The 18287-nt window shown below is 68.7% G+C and carries 17 protein-coding genes and 1 pseudogene; 9 read left to right on the forward strand and 9 right to left on the reverse strand.

Annotated features, from left to right (window positions below):
* Positions 1-17 precede the first annotated feature (17 nt).
* The 3 genes from CDN36_RS00740 to ygfZ are packed head-to-tail and all read right to left on the reverse strand — an operon-like array spanning position 18 to position 2342.
* Entirely contained in the window at positions 18-896 is an 879-nt protein-coding gene (locus CDN36_RS00740) for an NRDE family protein (protein ID WP_150554283.1), read from the reverse strand.
* Positions 887-1192 carry a DUF4936 family protein gene (locus CDN36_RS00745; protein WP_150554284.1) on the reverse strand — a complete coding sequence of 102 codons (306 nt, stop codon included), beginning with the start codon at positions 1190-1192 and terminating at the stop codon, positions 887-889. The genes CDN36_RS00740 and CDN36_RS00745 overlap by 10 nt, the downstream gene beginning before the upstream one ends.
* Before the next feature lie 19 nt (positions 1193-1211).
* Positions 1212-2342: a CAF17-like 4Fe-4S cluster assembly/insertion protein YgfZ gene (gene ygfZ, locus CDN36_RS00750; protein ID WP_287495740.1), complete on the reverse strand. Its 1131-nt coding sequence runs from the start codon at positions 2340-2342 to the stop codon at positions 1212-1214.
* A 187-nt stretch (positions 2343-2529) separates the two neighbouring features.
* Here ygfZ and mltG point away from each other — a divergent pair, with 187 nt between their 5' ends.
* From mltG to CDN36_RS00775, 5 genes are all read left to right on the forward strand, one after another.
* A complete protein-coding gene (gene mltG / locus CDN36_RS00755) occupies positions 2530-3525 on the forward strand; it encodes an endolytic transglycosylase MltG (RefSeq protein ID WP_150554286.1) in 996 nt (331 codons plus the stop codon).
* Entirely contained in the window at positions 3522-4193 is a 672-nt protein-coding gene (gene tmk, locus CDN36_RS00760) for a dTMP kinase (protein WP_150554287.1), read from the forward strand. Before mltG ends, tmk begins: the two co-directional genes overlap by 4 nt.
* A 49-nt stretch (positions 4194-4242) precedes the next feature.
* The gene (gene holB / locus CDN36_RS00765; RefSeq protein WP_287495741.1) at positions 4243-5283 is read left to right on the forward strand and encodes a DNA polymerase III subunit delta'; all 1041 of its coding nucleotides are present in this window, start codon (positions 4243-4245) and stop codon (positions 5281-5283) included.
* 28 nt (positions 5284-5311) lie between these two features.
* Complete coding sequence (locus CDN36_RS00770) at positions 5312-6094, forward strand: TatD family hydrolase (protein WP_287495742.1); 783 nt, start codon at positions 5312-5314, stop codon at positions 6092-6094.
* A gap of 71 nt (positions 6095-6165) precedes the next feature.
* Positions 6166-6840: an ankyrin repeat domain-containing protein gene (locus CDN36_RS00775; RefSeq protein WP_287495743.1), complete on the forward strand. Its 675-nt coding sequence runs from the start codon at positions 6166-6168 to the stop codon at positions 6838-6840.
* Between the two features lie 44 nt (positions 6841-6884).
* On the opposite strand, the gene CDN36_RS00780 is transcribed toward CDN36_RS00775, so the two are convergent.
* The 3 genes from CDN36_RS00780 to otsB all read right to left on the reverse strand — a co-directional run bounded on the left by CDN36_RS00780 (position 6885) and on the right by otsB (position 10188).
* Positions 6885-7703, reverse strand: coding sequence for a crotonase/enoyl-CoA hydratase family protein (locus CDN36_RS00780; protein ID WP_287495744.1), 819 nt, complete (start codon positions 7701-7703; stop codon positions 6885-6887).
* Between the two features lie 206 nt (positions 7704-7909).
* Complete coding sequence (gene otsA, locus CDN36_RS00785) at positions 7910-9331, reverse strand: alpha,alpha-trehalose-phosphate synthase (UDP-forming) (RefSeq protein WP_150554292.1); 1422 nt, start codon at positions 9329-9331, stop codon at positions 7910-7912.
* Positions 9328-10188 carry a trehalose-phosphatase gene (gene otsB, locus CDN36_RS00790; protein ID WP_287495745.1) on the reverse strand — a complete coding sequence of 287 codons (861 nt, stop codon included), beginning with the start codon at positions 10186-10188 and terminating at the stop codon, positions 9328-9330. Before otsB ends, otsA begins: the two co-directional genes overlap by 4 nt.
* A gap of 361 nt (positions 10189-10549) precedes the next feature.
* Here otsB and CDN36_RS00795 point away from each other — a divergent pair, with 361 nt between their 5' ends.
* The gene (locus tag CDN36_RS00795; RefSeq protein ID WP_287495746.1) at positions 10550-13198 is read left to right on the forward strand and encodes a PepSY domain-containing protein; all 2649 of its coding nucleotides are present in this window, start codon (positions 10550-10552) and stop codon (positions 13196-13198) included.
* A 165-nt stretch (positions 13199-13363) separates the two neighbouring features.
* Complete coding sequence (locus tag CDN36_RS00800; protein ID WP_150554294.1) at positions 13364-13648, forward strand: acylphosphatase; 285 nt, start codon at positions 13364-13366, stop codon at positions 13646-13648.
* A gap of 155 nt (positions 13649-13803) precedes the next feature.
* On the opposite strand, the gene CDN36_RS00805 is transcribed toward CDN36_RS00800, so the two are convergent.
* Positions 13804-15441, reverse strand: a complete 1638-nt coding sequence (locus CDN36_RS00805) for a methyl-accepting chemotaxis protein (RefSeq protein WP_287495747.1) — start codon at positions 15439-15441, stop codon at positions 13804-13806.
* The gene (locus CDN36_RS00810; protein WP_287495748.1) at positions 15434-16198 is read right to left on the reverse strand and encodes a hypothetical protein; all 765 of its coding nucleotides are present in this window, start codon (positions 16196-16198) and stop codon (positions 15434-15436) included. Before CDN36_RS00810 ends, CDN36_RS00805 begins: the two co-directional genes overlap by 8 nt.
* Positions 16199-16324: 126 nt before the next feature.
* On the opposite strand from CDN36_RS00810, the pseudogene CDN36_RS22485 reads away from it, so the two are divergent.
* Together CDN36_RS22485 and CDN36_RS00815 are read left to right on the forward strand one after the other, a co-directional pair.
* A pseudogene (locus CDN36_RS22485) lies at positions 16325-16648 on the forward strand (sensor histidine kinase); the annotation flags it as partial.
* 283 nt (positions 16649-16931) lie between these two features.
* Positions 16932-17651 carry a response regulator gene (locus tag CDN36_RS00815; RefSeq protein WP_287495749.1) on the forward strand — a complete coding sequence of 240 codons (720 nt, stop codon included), beginning with the start codon at positions 16932-16934 and terminating at the stop codon, positions 17649-17651.
* On the opposite strand, the gene trhA is transcribed toward CDN36_RS00815, so the two are convergent.
* Entirely contained in the window at positions 17642-18286 is a 645-nt protein-coding gene (trhA, locus tag CDN36_RS00820) for a PAQR family membrane homeostasis protein TrhA (RefSeq protein ID WP_150554297.1), read from the reverse strand. The genes CDN36_RS00815 and trhA overlap by 10 nt on opposite strands.
* Position 18287: the final 1 nt, after the last annotated feature.

An 18287-nucleotide genomic window follows, 5' to 3' on the forward strand; every position in this document is an offset into this window, starting at 1 on the left:
GCGCACCCCGGCCCGCGTCAGATTGGCGTGGCCTCGAAGCGATAGCGTTGCAGGTCGCGCAGTTCGTCGGGGCGCTGGCCGGGCGCGACGGTCGATTCGGTAAGCTCGATCACGCCGTTGCGGTGATACCGAAGCAACGTCGTGCACCGCGTGCCGTAAGCGGGTGAGGTGATGAACGCGGCCGAGAGTTTCTTTTCCCAGGCGGGCGGCACACCCGTCCTGGGCAGCGCATCGTCGAGCGCTTCGGTGGTGTCGCGCATGAGGCCGAGCAGCGCGAGGTCGTCGGCGTCGTGGCCGAGCGCGTCGGCCAGTGCGTCGCGTCGGCTCACCAGCTTCGGCCAGGGCGTATCGAGCAGCGCGTTCGACAGGCCATGGACGCCCGGGGCGATCGCGTGCGCCATGGGTCTCACGCACGCGGCGGCCTGCGGCGCACCGTTCGCGCGCGTGACGGGCCTCCCGGATTCCGGCAACTCGGCCAATGCCGCCCTCGCCGCCGTATCCCGATTCCCGAGCCAGAACAGCTTACCGGCGGGCAGATCTCCGGTGAGCAAATTGAATCCCGCGTATTCGTGAGCGTGCCGCTCCACACGTGTGAGATCGTCGTCGAACGGCGTGGCGTCGAGCATGGCGCAGACGAGCAGGCCGCGCGACGGTGCATCCTTCGGCGCCATCGGCGCGCGGCCGTCACGGAAGTTGGTCAGCGCGGCGAAGCGCCCGGCGCGATTGACGCCCATCCAGGTGCCGCCGCCGCGAAGGTCGCGCCCGGCGAGCACGTCGCGCCGGTCGCGCCACCAGTGCATGGGTTCGGCGGGGCGCTCGAAGAATTCGTCGCGATTGGCGAGCAGCACCAGCGGCGTGGCAGCGTCAGGCCGCCAGGAGAAGACGATCAGGCACATGGGCTCGGGGCGTCGACAAAGCACTCGATGTGAAGGCCGCCCTCGATGAGCGCCGCGAGTCCGCATTCGCGGGCCAGTTCGGGCAGCGCCGTCACGAACGCTGCGTCCACGCCGTCGTATCGCTCCATCCACGTGAGGGCGCCTGCGGCGGCGTCGTTGGCCGATGCATCGGCGCGCCACTGCAGGCGCCCGCCAACGCCGAAGCGCTCGGCCACCAAGGCGAAGCACCGCGCGACGGCCTGTCGCGCGGCTGCCGCGTGGCAAGACGGGACGCGGTAGTAGACGTAACAGTCCATCGGCAGGCGAGCGGGCGGCTCAGGAGGCCGCGGCAGACGACGCGGGCGCTTGCGTCGGATCGACGATCGCGTATGGCAGCTCGGCGAACGCGAGGGCAGGGCCGTCGACCGTGCCGAGCCGCACGTCGTCGGCTTCGCGCGAGGCGAGCTTCACCTCGACCAGCGCATCGTAGCCGCCGTGCGGCGCGGGCGCCGCCTGTACGACCATGCCGCAGGGCTGGTCCGGATCGCTCGTCTCGACCAGTTCCTGGCCGGGCGTCGGCGCGCTGCCGTCGACGTGTGCGAGATGCAGACGCCGTTTGATCGTGCCGCGGTACTGGCTGCGCGCCACGACTTCCTGCCCCGGATAGCAGCCCTTGCGGAAGCTCACGCCGCCGACGACTTCCCAGTTCACCATCTGCGGCACGAACTGCTCTTGCGTGGCAGTCGTCACGCGCGCCACGCCGCTGTGGACCTCGAGCCATGCGGCGAGCGCCGGGTCCACGACTGCGTCGGCGGCTTGCGTCAGCGCCTGCCAGACCTGCGCCACGTGCGAGACCGGCACACTCCACAGGAACCGCGAGAGCGAGCGCGCCGCGCCTGCGGCCGGCAGGCGCACGAGGCTTGTCGGCGCTTCGCCGAGCACGGCGTGCGAGGCCGCCAGCGGTGCGTCGGGCAACGCGCCGAACGTGCCGGCAAGAACCGCCTCGACACCCGGGCCGCCAACCTGCAACAGGACGTGCGTGCCCGTCGCGTCGGTGAGCTTTGCCTTGGCGCGCAGCACGAACATCGACAGCCGCTTCTGAACGGCGGCTTGCACGGCGGCGTCGCAGGCGAGGTAGATCGTGCCTTCGGGCGATGCATCGCGCCACATCAGGAACGTGGCGAGCAAGCGGCCCTTGGCCGAGCAGTAGCCGGCCAGCCGGGCCTGTGCCGGCGCAAGCCGTTCGACGTCGTTGGTGAGCTGGCCGTGCAGGAAGGCGCCCGCGTCCGCGCCGTTGACGGCGATGAGACCGGTGTCGCTCGCTAGGCAGACGAAGCTGCCGCGCTGCAGCGCCTCGAACTGCACGGCGCGCGCGCTGGCGTGGGACGAAACGTCGGAAGGGTCGGAAGGGTCCGAGTAGGCCGCGGCTGCCGCTTGCGGCAGAAGATCATGCCATTGGGAGGTCATAAACGGGGGTGCCTGTCAATCTGTGAGGGTTCGGCAAGTCAAAGTATTATATTGGGTCTTCCGCCAGGACGTGCGAGCCGGCCCCGCGCGCAAAACGCGCGCGCAGGCGCGGCATTCGCTCCCGCGCCTGCGGCGGACCGAGCCCCCCGAACCCGCTGCCGCCGCCACGCGGCTTACCCTGCAATTCATGTCTTTCATCAAACGCCTGTTCGTCCTGCTGATAGTCGCCGCACTGGCGGCGGGCGGCGCCTTCTATTACTGGGCGCAAGCGCCGCTGCAACTGGACAAGCCCACGCTGGACGTCACGATCAAGCCCTACAGCTCGGTGCGCAGCGTGGCCGCGCAATTGCGCGCGGGGGGCGTGCCGGTGCACCCGCTGCTGTTCAACCTGCTCGCTCGCGTCATGGATGTGGGCACGCGCCTCAAGTCCGGCAACTACGAGTTCGCGACCGGCATTACGCCTTACGAGGTGATGGAAAAGCTCGCGCGCGGCGACGTCAACCAGTATGTGGTGACGATCATCGAGGGCTGGACGTTCAAGAAAATGCGCAGCGAGATCGACGCCAATCCGGCGCTGCGCCACGACACCGCCGGCCTGCCGGATGCCGACGTGATGCAACTGGTGGGCGCCGATCGCGCCGAGGCCGAGGGTATGTTCTTTCCCGATACGTACCTTTTTCCGAAAGGCACCAGCGACATTGACATCTACAAACGCGCGTATCGCCTGATGCGCAAGCGCCTGGACGAGGCATGGGCTTCGCGCGCGCCGGGCCTGCCATACACGACGCCGTATGAAGCGCTCATCATGGCGTCGCTCGTCGAGAAAGAGACGGGGCAGGCGGCCGAGCGCGGGCAGGTCGCCGCCGTGTTCGTGAACCGCCTGCGCAAGCGCATGCTGTTGCAGACCGATCCCACGGTGATCTACGGCATGGGCGAGCTGTACACCGGGCGTCTGCGCAAGCGCGATCTGCAGACGGACACGCCGTACAACACGTACACGCGCGCCGGCTTGCCGCCCACGCCGATCGCGCTGCCGGGCGTGGCGTCGCTGGCCGCCGCGCTCAATCCGGCGCCGACCGACGCCCTGTACTTCGTGGCGCGCGGCGACGGCACGAGCCATTTCTCGACGAATCTCCAGGAGCACAATCGCGCCGTGGACAAATATCAACGAGGTGAGCAATGACGTCATCCACCGGGACGCCGGCCGCAGTGCCGGGCAAGTTCGTGACCTTCGAAGGTATTGACGGCGCCGGCAAGAGCACGCACGTCAACGCCTTCGTCGAAACGTTGCGCCAGGGGCTTGCGAGCGTGGGGCGCAGTGTGGTGGCGACGCGTGAGCCGGGCGGCACGCCGCTGGGCGAAGCGCTGCGCAAACTGGTGCTCGACGAACCGATGGACCTCGAGACGGAAGCGCTGCTGATGTTCGCCGGCCGTCGGGAGCATCTGGCCAAGGTCATCGAGCCGGCGCTCGCCCGCGGCGATTGGGTGGTGTCCGATCGCTTCACCGACGCCACCTTCGCGTACCAGGGCGGCGGCCGCGGTTTGTCGCTCGAGAAACTGGCGATTCTCGAGCGCTGGGTGCACGGCGCGCGTCAGCCGGATCTCACGATCCTGTTCGACCTCGATCCGGCCATTGCCGCCGCGCGGCTCGCGGGCGCGCGCGCGCCGGACAAATTCGAGCGCGAGTCGGCCGCCTTCTTCACGCGGGTTCGCGAAGCGTACCTTCGTCGGGCGGAGGCTTCGGCCGGACGCTTCGTCGTGATCGACGCCGCGCAGAGCATCGACGCCATCGCGGCCGAGCTCGCCGGCGTGTACGTCCGGCTGGGACTGCCCGGGCACGGAACGCGCTGACGCGCGATAATCGCCGGTAATCCGATACCCTTCCGGCCAAGGAGCCCCCATGCTGTATCCGTGGCAGTCACAGGACTGGACACGCCTTAACGATCTTCGCGCCCAGATGCCGCACGCGTTGCTGCTGCAAGCGGTGCCCGGCATCGGCGAAATCGAGCTCGCGCGCACACTTGCGCAGGGGCTGCTGTGCGAGTCGCCGCGCGACGATCACCAGCCGTGCGGCACATGCGGCGCGTGCCAATGGTTTGCCAGCGGTAACCACCCGGACTTTCGCGCCGTGTGCCCGGAGGCGCTCGCCGACACGCTGCCCGGCGCCGAGGCCCGGGCCGAGGCCGAGGGCGACAAGAAGACCAAGACGCCGAGCAAGGAAATCAAGATCGAGCAGGTGCGCGAGGTGATCGACTTCGCGAGCCTCGGCTCGCACCGGCAAGGACGCCGTGTCGTGTTGCTCTTCCCGGCCGAGGCGCTCAATGTGCACGCCGCCAACGCGTTGCTCAAGACGCTCGAAGAACCGCCCGAAGGCGTGGTCTTCCTGCTGGTCACCACACAGCCCGACCGTCTGCTGCCGACGATCCTCTCGCGCTGCCGCCGCATGGTGCTCACGCGCCCGGACGCCGCCCAGGCAACCCAATGGCTGATGGGCGACGCCGGGCTCGATGCGGCGAGCGCCGCAGCCGTGCTTGCGGAGGCCGGCGGCGCGCCGCTCGCCGCCCGCGCGCTCGCCGGACCGGACGAGCGCGGTTGGCGCGACTGGCTGTTGGGACAACTCGCGCAGGGCGGGGCCATCGATGGTTTTGCCTGTGCAGAGCAACTGCACAAGGGCAATCTGCCGGGCATTCTCGACACGCTGCAACGCTGGTGCTTCGACGTTCTGGCCGAGCGCATGGCCGGCACCGCGCGGTTTTTCCCGGGCCACGCCCAGGCGCTGCAGCGCTGCGGCGAGGCGACCGACGACGTTCGCCTGCTCGGGTTCCTGCGCGAACTCGCCCAGCAGCGTCAGGTGCAGAATCATCCGCTCAACACGCGGGTGCTGCTCGAGGCGCTGTTCCTGCAATACAAACAGTTGTTCGGCGGCCCGGCCTCGCTTTGACGCGCGCCCCGACGACCGATCGCACATCATGTTCATCGATTCACACTGCCATATCAATTTTCCCGAGCTGGCCGAGCAGATGCCGGCCCTGCTCGAACGCATGCGCGAGAACAAGGTCAGCCACGCGCTGTGCGTGTCGGTCGACCTGCCGACGCTGCCGCAGGTGCTGGAAATCGCCGCGCAGCACGAGAACGTCTACGCGTCGGTCGGCGTGCATCCCGATTACGAGGATACGCCGGAGCCGAGCGTCGACGATCTGGTGAAGCTCGCAGCGACGCCGAAGGTCGTTGCCATTGGCGAGACCGGCCTCGATTACTACCGCCTCGAGGGCCGCACCGTCGACGACATGGAGTGGCAGCGCGAGCGCTTTCGCACGCATATCCGCGCCGCGCGCGCCACGGGCAAGCCGCTGATCATCCACACGCGCTCGGCCGCTGCCGACACGCTGCGCATCATGCGCGAGGAGCACGCCGGCGAGCCGGCAGGCGTCATGCACTGCTTCACCGAGAGCTGGGAAGTGGCCCAGGGCGCGCTCGACCAGAACTTCTATATCTCGTTCTCGGGCATTGTGACGTTCAAGAGCGCACGCGATCTGCAGGACGTCGCGCGCCGCGTGCCGCTCGATCGCATGCTGATCGAGACGGATTCGCCCTACCTTGCGCCCGTGCCGTATCGCGGCAAGCTGAACCAACCCGGCTACGTGCGCCACGTAGCCGAATGCATTGCGGACCTGCGCGGCGAACCGCTGCAGAGGATCGCCGATGCCACCACGGAGAACTTCTTTCGCCTTTTCGCGACGGCCAGACACTGAGTTCCCGGATTCTGCGCCTTCTCTCGTGCCTTCCCTTATGCCTTTCCCCGGACCACCGACAGGAGCTCCCGATGCGTAAATTCTTGATGATCCGAGCCTGGATGTTGCTCAGCGTGCTGTGGCTCGCCGCCTGCGCGAGCGCCGCAACGTCCAACACGGCGCTGGTCAAGGCCGTCGTCTTCAACGATACGAAGGCGGTTGCCGAGGCGCTCAAGGCCGGCGTCGATCCGAACTCGACCGACGAGAAGGGCAATCCGCTGCTGGTCATTGCCATGCGCGAGAAGTCGACGGACGTGGCGCGTTTGCTGATCGACGACAAGCGCACGGACCTGGACGCGACCAACGCGGCCGGCGAGAACGCGATGATGATTGCGTCGCTGCAGGGCCTTGCCCCGATGGTCAAGCGGCTCATCGACAAGGACGCCGAGGTCAACAAGAAGGGCTGGGCGCCGCTGCACTACGCGGCAACGAACGGGCACGACGACATCGTGCAGATGCTGCTCGAGGCGTCGGCTTACGTCGACGCCGAATCGCCCAATGGCACCACGCCGCTCATGATGGCGGCGCGCGGCGGACACATCACCACCTGCAAGGTACTGCTCGACGGCGGCGCCGACGTTCGCCTGAAGAACCAGCTCGGCATGACGGCCGTCGACTTTGCCAACCAGGCGCATCAGACGGAAATCGCCGACGGTCTGCGCAAGCGCATGGCGCAGGTGCAGCAGTCGCGTCCGGCCGGCAAGTAAGGCCGCCGCGCGGCCGAGGCCACCCCACGCCGCGCCACGGCGCATCACGACATGTCTCTGGGCGCCCCGTGGCGGCCGGCGCCGCCGAGAAACGCTCGCGCTCCGGCCATTCCCTCCGAGAACACCACGGCGTGTCCCGCTGCGCCCTCCTGGCGCAGCGCATCTTCGAGCGGCAGATCCCATTGGGCGTAGGCAGCCCGGCGGTCGGCGCGCAACGCGCCCTGCGGCAGCGCCGCGAGCTGTTGTGCGAGCGCCACGGCGCCCTGGCGCGCCATGCCCTCTGGCACCAGCCGGTTCACCAGTCCGATTTCAAACGCTTCTCGCGCGCCCACCGCACGGCCGGTCAGGATCAGGTCCAGCGCGCGGCTCATGCCGATCAGGCGTGGCAGGCGCACGGTGCCGCCGTCGATGAGCGGCACGCCGAAGCGGCGACAGAAGACGCCGAACGTCGCCGAGTCGTCCGCGACACGAAGGTCGCACCACAGCGCGAGCTCCAGTCCGCCCGCGACCGCGTGACCGCTCACGGCAGCGATCACCGGCTTGGCGAGGTGTCGCCGCGTGAGCCCCATCGGGCCGTCGCCGCTGCCGTCGGGCGTGACGACGTTGCGCCGCTGCGGGTCGTCGAACGCTGACAGGTCGGCGCCCGCGCAAAAGGCCGCACCCTTGCCGCAGAGCACGGCCACGCTCGCGTTGTCATCCTGCTCGAAGGCGAGCAGGGCGTCGCGCAGCGCCGCGGCCATGTCGCGGTCCACGGCATTGCGACGCCCGGGCCGGGCGAGCGTGATGATGGTGACGGGCCCGTCGGTCTCCACTTCGACACAGGGGGCGGCCGCGGGGTCCGGATGTGCTGAATGTTGGCTCATGGCGGGTCTCCTTACGCGCTCGCAGGGGCCTGGCTGGCGCCGGGCGGCGCGGATGCACCCCTCGCATGCACCGCACGCCGCGCGAACGCCGCCGTCGGCGACGGTCCGGCCCGGCCAGTCGAGGTCGCCGAGTCAGCGGCGCTTGTGCCGCCGCCCGTGCGGGGCGATCGACGCAGGGGCCGCCGACGGCGGCCTCGGGCCGCGCATCAGGCGGCCGCCGGGTGCGCGCAGCGCAGCAGGGCCGGGCAGGCGGCGACCGCCGGCTGACGGAGGTCGGCGATGAAGCGGTCGCGCCATGTAGACAGATTATGCTCGCGAAGCTTCGCCATCATGCTTTCGTAGCGAGACTGCCGCTCGGAGAGGGACATGTTGAGCGCCGTGCGAAGCGCCTCGGCCATGCAGTCGATGTCGTAGGGATTCACGATCAGTGCGCCGTCGAGTTCCTGCGCGGCCCCCGCGAAACACGACAGGACGAGCACGCCCGGGTCGGCCGGATCCTGCGATGCGACGTACTCCTTGGCCACCAGATTCATGCCGTCGCGCAGCGGCGTGACGTAGCCGACCTGCGAGGCGCGGAAGAAGGACATCAGCACCTCGTGGTCGTAGCGCTTGTTCACGTAGCGCAGCGGCGTCCACGCCATGTCGGAAAAACGGCCGTTGATATGGCCCGCCTCCGCCTCCAGCTGACGGCGGATCTCGCCGTACCCGGCCACATCCGAGCGGCTCGGCGGCGCGATCTGCACGAAGCTGACCGTGCCCTGCTGGTTCGGCCACAACTCGAGCATGCGCTCGAAGGCGCGGAAGCGTTCGAGCATTCCCTTCGAATAGTCGAGGCGGTCCACGCTCATGATGAGCTTGCGCTCCTGCAGTCCCTGCTTGAGATCGAGAATGTGCTTGACGGTCGAGCGCGCGGTGGCCTGCTGCTGGATCTCGTCGGGGTAGACGCCGATCGGATACACGCCCGTGCGCAGGGTGCGTCCATAGGCCGTGATAGTGCCGTCGCTGTTCAGCGTGGCGCCCGCATAGCGCACGAGATAGTCGGTAAACGCCGTGCGGTCGATCTCGGTCTGGAAGCCGACGAGATCGTATTCGCACATCGCGCGCACGAGTGCCTCGTGCGGCGGTACGGTCATGAGCACCTGCGGCGACGGGAACGGGATATGCAGGAAGAAGCCGATGCGCTGCTTGAGCCCGATCTGGCGGCACGCCTGCGCGAACGGCAGCAGATGGTAATCGTGCACCCAGATCAGGTCGTCGTGCTCGAGCAGCGGGGCGAGCAGCGAAGCGAAACGGGCGTTGACATGGCGATAGCCGTTGTAGTCGTCGCGTTCGAAGCGGGTGAGGTCGTCGCGGTAGTGGAACGTCGGCCACAGGGTCGCGTTGGAGAAGCCGCGATAGTAGGTGTTGTAGTCGCGTCGCGTGAGCGGCACCGTGGCAAAGGTGACGTTGTTGCGGTGCGCGATCTCGGGCGCGGTGGCCGGTTCGGCGTCGATTTCGCCGTTCCAGCCGAACCACATGCCTCCTGTGTCCTTGAGCGCGTCGAACACACCGATGGCCAGCCCACCGGCGGTCGGTTTGCCCTCGGTGATGGGGGCGACCCGGTTCGACACGATGACTAAGCGGCTCATACTCCATTCTCCTGTGAGGTGTGGCGAGGCGGGCCGTGTCGCAACGTCAGCAGCCAGGCGGTGAGCGCCTCGGGCGACGGCAAACGATGGCGGGCACAGGTCTGCCCCTCGCCGATCTTGATCGTGATGCCGCCAAGGGCGTTCACGTCGGCAAAACCTGCCTCGTCCGTCAGGTCGTCACCGGCGAAAAGCGGTGTGCGCCCGGCGAACGGGGTCTCCTTCAAAAGCGTGGTAATGGCGCTGCCCTTGCTCACATGGCGGGGGCGCAGTTCGAACACGAGCTTGCCCGGCTGCAGCGCGAAGCGCTCGGCGTGCACCTCGGCCAGCGCCGACATGGTCTCGCGCGCCACGCCCGCCAGTTCTGGCGCCCCGCGATAGTGCAGCGCGAGAGCGCTTCCCTTGTTCTCCAGCAGCAGCCCGGGGTGCTGCGCCACGAGCGCCTGCAGCGGCGCGACCATTGCGGCGACCTGCGCGGTGTCTTCGGCGTGGCCCTCGACGCGCCGCCACTGGCCGTCGGCATGGCGGATCTCGGCGCCGTGCAGGCCCGCGGCGGGTACTCGCAGCGGCGCGAGCAGGCCGTCGATGTCGTCGATGGTGCGCCCCGAGACGACCGCCACGGCGCCGGAGGTGCGCTCGAAGAGGCTCGCGAGTACCGAGGCCGTGTCGCGCGGCAGGCGCACCGCGTCGGGACGCCCGGCCAGCGGCGCGAGCGTGCCGTCGAGGTCGAAAAAGAATGCCGTCGTGGCAACGTCGACGACGCGGGTGTCGGCCGGCGTGGTTTCCGAGGCCGCTGGCGTCGCTGACGTCGCGGATGCCGCCGGCCTGGCCGGCTGGTGAGACGCTAAAGGCTGCTGCATGGCACTCCGTCGCTTCGTGCCGCAGGTCGATAGGTCGTATCCGGCGCCGTTCCGAGGGATCAGGCGGGCATGGGCAAGGGTAGACGAGACGTGCGGCGGTTCGGTGGGCGTAAGAGCGCGGTCAGGCCGCGCGGATAGATTCATCCTAATCAGTCAAAAAACGGCCGACAGTCGTCCTATCTATGAAATTACTGTCGGATGAGACCTACAAGGCGTAGAAAGTAAAGTTGATATTGAATATGAGAATCGTTTGCAATAACATGCGATATCGCCGCTGAGCGTCCACCGGGGACGGCGGCACGGCACACACTTGCCACGCACGCGCCATCGCCGGCGTACCGACGTGCGTCGGACGACAAAAATGATGAAAAGACTGTGGTTTCAGCTGCACTGGTTCTTCGGTATTACGGCCGGGCTGGTGCTGGCGGTGGTCGGGCTCACCGGCGCGCTGCTCTCCTATGACGACGAACTGACCCGCGCCTTGAGCCCGGGCGTGATGACGGTGCCCGTGCGGGATACCGCGCCGCTGCCCGTGGCGGAGCTCGTCGCACGCGTGCATGAAGCGGCGCCCGAGCGCCGCATCCTGCTCATGACGCTCACGCGCTCGCCGGAGGACGCGGTCGGCGTGCGGCTGTCCACCGGGGACGGGCCGCGCGGCGAGACGTATTTCGTCGATCCGTACACGGGTCAGATGCTCGGGCGCTCGAAGGCGGACGTGGTCTTCCGCTTCATCATGGACGTCCACCGGTTTCTGACGATCGACGGCATCGGCAAGCAGATCACCGCCGCGGCCACGCTGCTGCTGTTCCTGCTCGCCCTGTCGGGTCTCTATCTGCGCTGGCCGCGACGTGTCGGCAACTGGCGCGCGTGGCTGCACATCGACGTCAAGAAGCGCGGCCGGCCATTCCTGTGGAACCTGCACGCGGTCATCGGCACGGTGGTGCTGGTGCCGTACCTGCTCTCTGCCGTCACGGGGCTGTACTGGTCGTATGACTGGTGGCGCGGCATGCTCTTCACGATCGCAGGCGTGGAGCAGCCGGTGCGCAATCGCCCGGCGCAGGCGCCCAAGGGCGGCAAGAACGGGGCGCGTGACGAGGGCAGGAAAGCCGTGTTGCCTGATCTCGGTTCGACCTCCATCGGCGACATGAGGGTGGTCTGGGACAGCTTCAGCGCACGCGTGCCGAACTACACCAAGGTCTATCTGCGTCCGTCGCAGAAGCCCGGAGGGCCGCTGCAGGTGACGTGGCTCGATGACACCGCACCGCACGAGCGTGCGTTCAGTCGCATGGACGTCGTGCCGGCCTCGGGCGAAATCAGGAACGAGGAACGCTACGGCGAGAAGACGCTCGGCGCTCGGCTGATGACCAGCATCTACGCGCTGCATCGCGGCAGTTTCTTCGGGCAGGCGGGCATCATCATCATGATGCTCTCGAGCCTCATGATGCCGGTCTTCTTCGTGACGGGCTGGATGCTTTACCTCGACCGTCGCAAGAAGAAGCGTGCGCTGGCCGCCTCGCGGGTGGCCGGGGCCGACCACGGCGCGAACACGGCCGCGGGTGCGCTGACGGACGATGGCGTATTGATCGGGTACGCGAGCCAGAGCGGCGTGGCGGAAGGCCTCGCGTGGCAGACGGCCGGCATGCTGCAAGGCGCGGGCGTGCCCGCCCAGATCCAGCCGCTCGCGCGCATCGGCGAGGCGCAGCTCGGGCGCGCCAGGCGAGCGCTTTTCATCGTGAGCACCTTTGGCGACGGCGAACCGCCCGACAGTGCGCGCCGTTTCGCACAACAGTTGATGAATCAGGCCATGGCGTTGCCCGGCTTGCGCTTTGCCATGCTTTCGCTCGGTGACAGCCACTATGAGCGCTTCTGCGGCTTCGGCCGCAAGCTCGACGGATGGCTTCGGGCGCAGGGCGGGGTGGCGGCGTTCGAGCCGATCGAGGTCGATCGCGGCGATCCGGGCGCCTGGGCGCGCTGGCAGGAGCGCCTGGGGGAATGGCTGGGCCGGCCCCTCGGACCCCTTGGACCCCTTGGCTCCGTTGGCTCCGTTGGTTCCGTTAGTGCTCCTGTCGCGGCGAAGCAGGGTGCGGCGCCGGCCTTTGCGCCGTGGAAACTCGTCGAGCGCCTCGAACTGAACCCCGGCAGCGCCGGGCTGCCCGCGTATCATCTGGCCTTCACTCCACCGCCTGGCGCCACCTGGGTCGCCGGCGATCTGGTCGAAGTGCGGCCGCGCCACACGGCCGCCCGCGTCGAGGCGTTCCTCTCGGGCAGCGTGTGGGCGCCCGACGTGCGCGTGAGTGTGGCCGGACACGCCCTCACGCTTGGCGAGGCGCTGCGCGAGCGAGTGCTGCCCGATGCGGCCCCGCCGGCCGGCGTCGATTTGCAGGACTGGCTCGAGCACCTTGCCCCGCTGCCCGAGCGCGAGTACTCGATCGCCTCCACGCCTGCCGAGGGCAAGCTGATGCTACTGGTGCGCCAGGCGCGTCGCCCGGACGGCTCGCTGGGACTCGGCTCCGGCTGGCTGACCGATGGGGCGGCGCTCGGCGAGGGCGTGACGATGCGCGTGCGGCCGAATCCGGGGTTTCACGGCCCCGACGACGCCCGTGGCATGATCCTGATCGGCAACGGCACCGGACTGGCGGGATTGCGCGCGCACCTGGCCGCGCGCATCGCGCAGGGGCGCGTGCGCAACTGGCTCATCTTCGGTGAGCGCCAGGCGGCGCATGACAGCTTCCACGACGCTACGCTGCGCGAGTGGCTGGCCGAGGGCGGCATCGCGCGGCTCGATCGGGTCTATTCGCGCGATCAGGTGCAGCGCGTCTACGTCCAGGACAAGGTGCGCGAGTCGGCGCGGGATATTGCCGCGTGGGTGGCGCAGGGCGCATCGATTTACGTGTGCGGCAGTCTCGCCGGCATGGCGCCCGCGGTCGACGCCGCGCTTGCCGAGGCGCTCGGCGCCGAGGTATTGCTCGATCTGTCGGCGCAGGGCCGCTATCGCCGCGACATCTACTAGACGGATACGCGGCGTGTGCTAACTTGGTGAGAGCGAACTTGACGAGAAACAGGGCCTGTGCGATATCAGGCCCTTTTTGATCGTCCGTAAGATCGTCCGTAAATCGTGCATTGGCGAGGCGTGGCGGCTGTGCGCGCATCGTGTCGTTTCATCGTGGGAGGCCCCATGACGGCAACGTGGCAGATCGTGGTGCATGGGCGGGTGCAGGGCGTCGGTTTTCGCGCGGCCTGCGTGGCCGAGGCGCGCAAGATCGGGGTGCGTGGCTGGGTGCGCAACCGCCGCGACGGCACCGTCGAGGCGATCGCGCAAGGCGACGCTGCGCAATTGCTGGCGTTTTGCGAGTGGATGCGTCATGGGCCGCCTGGGGCGCAAGTGTCGTCCTGCGATGTCGACAAGGCCTGGCAGGCGCAGACGCCGCTCGTCGGCTTCGAGCAGCGGGGCAGCCTCTGAGGCCCGTCCCGGCCTGCCGGCGGTGTGATGGGGAAGGGCGGGAAGGGGCAAAGGCGGGGCGGACGCATTTAGCCGCCCCCATTTAACGGGGCATTTGCGATGGACTTCGGCCGGCGCTCGCCGCGTCGCGACCGGCGCGAGCGCCCTGCGGGCCGTCAGGCAGCGAGGGCGAGCGAGCCGGAAGCGGCGGCGACACTGCCGCTGTCGACGGGTGCCGGCTGCGCAGCGTCGTGCGACGACAAACGGAACAGCGCCACGGATTCGCGCAGACGCGCCGCCTGCACTTCGAGGGCCGCCGCGGCCGCCGAGGCCTCTTCCACGAGCGCCGCGTTCTGCTGCGTCATCTCGTCCATCTGTGTGACCGCGCGGTTGACCTGCTCGATACCGCTCGATTGCTCGACGCTGGCCGCGGAGATCTCACCCATGATGTCGGTCACGCGCTTGACCGACTGCACGACTTCCACCATCGTCGCGCCGGCGCGCTCGACCAGGCGGGTGCCGACTTCCACGCGGCTGCCGGACGCCTCGATCAGGCCCTTGATTTCCTTGGCCGCCGACGCGCTGCGCTGCGCCAGCGTGCGCACTTCGCCGGCCACCACCGCAAAGCCCCGGCCCTGCTCGCCCGCGCGGGCGGCTTCCACGGCCGCGTTGAGCGCGAGGATATTGGTCTGGAACGCGATGCCGTCGATCACCGTCAGGATGTCGGTAACTTTTTGCGACGCCTCGGCGATGTCGCGCATCGTCGTCACGACTTCCTGCACGACCTCGCCGCCGCGCGAGGCGGTGTCCGACGCCGTCACGGCGAGCTGACTCGCGGCGCGCGCATTTTCGGCGTTTTGTTTCACGACGGCCGTGAGCTCCTCCATGCTCGCGGCCGTCTGCTCGAGCGACGACGCCTGCGATTCGGTGCGCTGCGACAGATCGGCGTTGCCTTGCGCGATCTCGCGGGCGCTGGCGTGAATCGCCTCGGTGCTCTCACGCACGGTGCCGACCGTGCTGGCCAGTCCGTCGCGCATGCGACCCAGCGCGCCGAAGAGCTGCCCCATCTCGTTGTTGGTGCGTTGCTCGACGCGCTGGCTCAGGTCGCCCGCCGCCATGCGCTCGAAATGCGCGATGACCTCGCGGATCGGCCGTAGCACGGCGCGGGCGAGCATGGCGCGCCCCCACAGGGCCAGACCCAGCGCGACGACCAGCGTGGCCCCCAGCGCAATGCGCATCACGCTGTAGCGCTGCTGCGCGGCCTCGTAGCGCGCCTTCTGACGCGCGATCTGGATGTCCTGGAGCTCGCGCATGCCCGCGTCGAGCGCGCTGTAAGCGGCCGGCGCGACGCGCGCCTGAATCTGATGGAAGCCGGCCACGTCGCCCTGCTTGAGCGCGTTGAGGGCCGGCGTGACGACTTTGTCGAAGAAGGCCTTGCGTTTCTCGTCGGTGGCCTTGGCGACCTCCGCCTCGTGCGCATCTTCTTTGGGACGATTCAGATAATCCTTCCAGAGCGCATCGGCGGTGGCGATGTATTGGGTGCCGCGCTTGAGCACCTTGTCCGATTCTTCCGGGTCCGCACCCAGGCTGACGTAGGACGCGTATGTCGCCATGGACAGACGAGTCCGCAGGATCTGCTCGCTCGTGCCCTTGAGCTCGGCCAGTGCCGGGGTGTCTTCCGTGGCCATCTTGCTCAGGGAGTCGTTGCTGGAGCTCAGTGCCTGAAGGCCCAGAGCGCTGACGAGGACAAGCAGTGCACCAAGCAAACCTAAGACCAGTGTCAGGCTGGTCCGAATCGTAATGTTCTTATACATATGGATCGATGGATTGTGTGCCCGGGTCGCGTAGGAGTGCGCGCGGCCTCCCCGTCCGTCGGAAAATGCATGACGGGGCATAGGGATTATCGGCAGATGAGAGGCAGAACTTGAGCCGTTCGGCTTCGGGCAAGTCCGAAAGCGCGGGGTACGCAGGCGAAGATCGGAATTTGCTCGACCGCAAGGCGGCGCCAAACGCCCACACTCGGGGCTTCTTCCTGTTCTTCAGGACGCCGAAGCGCATGAATCGTGACGAGGCGTCAATGACGCGATGACTCTCGACAATTTCAAATCCTTGCGGGACAGCGCCGGGGCGGGGCGCGGCGAACACGAAACGGCGGGTTCGGGAAACGGCCTCGGCGCCATGGCGGACGGCATGGGGCTGGCCCCCAGTGCGGCGCACGGCACGGCGCCGATCGATATCGCCACTTTCCGGCTTGCGCTGGTGCACGAGCTCCGGGCGCCGCTGCAGGTGCTGCAGGGGCACCTCGACGCGCTTTGTGCGCAAGCCGAACGCGATGAGGCCGCCGCCCGGGACACGGGTCGGGGCGGGGGCGGTGACGAGGCCGGCGCCCAGGCCGGTGAGGGAGGCGGCCGTCTCACGCGCCGGGGCTTGGCGGACGTCAAGGACCGTTGGGCGCCCGACGGCGGCCAGGTGCCGATTCGCCAGCGCGTTGTTGCAATGCGCAATATGCTCGACGCGGTGGCCTCGGCCGTCGACGACGTACTCGAACTGGGGCAGGGCGACGTGGTGCAACTACCGCTGCGCGAGGCGCCTTTCGAGGTGCGGGCCTGTCTGGACGAAGAGGTCGGCTGGTTTGCGGCGAAGGCGCGCGCGAAGCATCTCGACCTGACGTGCTCCATTGCCGACGACGTCCCCGTCATGCTGCACGGCGATGCCGCGCGTTTGCGGCAGATTTTGCGCGTGCTGATCGACAACGCGCTGAAATACACCGCTTGCGGCGGCGTCGCAATCGCCGCGGCGTGGGCAGGCGCGCAAGGCGCCCGAGACAACGACGGCGCCGCGCGGATCGCAACGCGGAAGCCCCTGCGCCCGTGCGCAGGATATTTGACCCTGGACGTGGCCGACACCGGCCCCGGTGTTCCGGCCGGCATGGAGAACGCCGTGTTCGCGGCGTTCTCGCGCGCGGACCAGGAAGCGCCCGGGGCCGGCCTGGGGCTGTGGATCGCGCGGCAATGGGCGCAGCGCATGGGCGCAGCGCATGGGCGGCGTACTGCGTGTGGAACCGTCCTCGACTGGCGCACGTTTTCAACTGTGTGTCCCGCTCGCCGCGTTGGCGTCCTGCGCGCCGTCCGGGCCGTCCGGGCCACCTGGGTCATCCGAGCCACCTGGGCCATCGGAGTTACCTGGGCCGTCGGGGCCGCCCGCGGACTCGTCCGCTGCCGTGCGCGCATTGCCGCCATGCCGGCCGGGCGCGGCGAGCGAAGTGCCGGCCGTGCCTGTCGACGTGCGGCGCGGGTTGCGCGCAATGGTAGTGGACGATCACGCCCTGAACCGGGCGATCGTCGCCGAGCAACTCGGCGCGCTCGGCTGCGAGGTGCGGTGCGCGGCGGACATCACCGAGGCGCTGCTGCACTGGCTCCGCTGCGACCTCGACGTGGTGCTCACCGACGTTCAGCTTGGCGACGGCTCCGGTTTGACATTGGCCAGGACACTGCGGGCACTGGCGCCCGTACTGGCAAGACACGTGCCGGTCGTGCTGGCGATCACGGGTTCGGTGGTGTCGGCTCGGGCCGCGCGCGAGGCCAGCCTGGACGGCGTGCTGACCAAGCCCGTCTCGCGCCACCGGCTCGCGCGGGCGCTGGCGGCGCGATGGCCGGCGTTCGGCCAGATGCACGGTGCGCAGGGCTCAGCGGCGGGTGAAGCTGCCGGCGATACGCTCTTGCCCGGAGCCGCCGTGCCGGCCGGCGCGCGAAGCGTCGCGCTCAAAGACGACCCCTATGCGCGTCGTTTGATGCGAGACGAGATGGCGAAGGATCTGGCGCGCTTTCGCCGTTTGCTGGCGGGGCGGCGCGAGGAAGACCTGCGGGCCGCGCAGGCGGTGGTGCACCGTATGCGCGGCGCGTGCCGGATGTTCGGTGATCCGGTGCTGGTGGCGCGCTGCGAGCGGTTGGCGGCAAAACTCACCGAGACGCTGGTCCGCAGCGGCGCGGCGCCGGCCGGCGACGACGGCGTCGATCAGAGGTAGCGGCACACCGCCAGGTAGTGGCAGGCGGTGCCGCCGATGGCGAACAGGTGCCAGACCAGATGGCCGAACTTGATATGTCCGTCGAGCGAGTAGAAGACCGCGCCGATTGTGTAGGCGGCGCCACCCGCGTAGAGCCATCCGGCGCCCGGCCCCGGAATGGCGGCGAGTACCGGGCCGGCCACGAGCACCGCCACCCAGCCAAGCGCGACATAGAGCAGCGTGGAGACGAGCGGCCGGTCGAGCAGCCCGAGCGACTTGGCGATCAGCCCGGCGATGGCCATGCTCCACACGCCGGTGAGCAGCGGCCAGCCCCATGGGTCATGGAGGATCTTGACGGTAAAGGGCGTGTAAGTACCGGCAATGAACAGAAAGATGGCGCAGTGATCCACGCGCATGAACAGGCGCTTCGCGGGCCCGTCAGGCAGCCCGTGATACAGCGCGGAGGCCAGGTAGACGATGACCATGGTCGCGGCGAATACGCCGATGCCGATCTGTTGCACGGTGGTCGGCATTGGCGGGCGTACCGTCGAGAACAGGAACGGAATGGCCGCGAGGGCCGCGAGACAGGCGATGCCGTGGCTGACGCTGTTGGCGAGCTCTTCGCTACGCGTCTGGGCGCGTGCTGATGCTTTCATG

The sequence above is a fragment of the Pandoraea sp. CB10b_02 genome (assembly GCF_002216225.1).
Taxonomy (GTDB): domain Bacteria; phylum Pseudomonadota; class Gammaproteobacteria; order Burkholderiales; family Burkholderiaceae; genus Pandoraea; species Pandoraea nosoerga.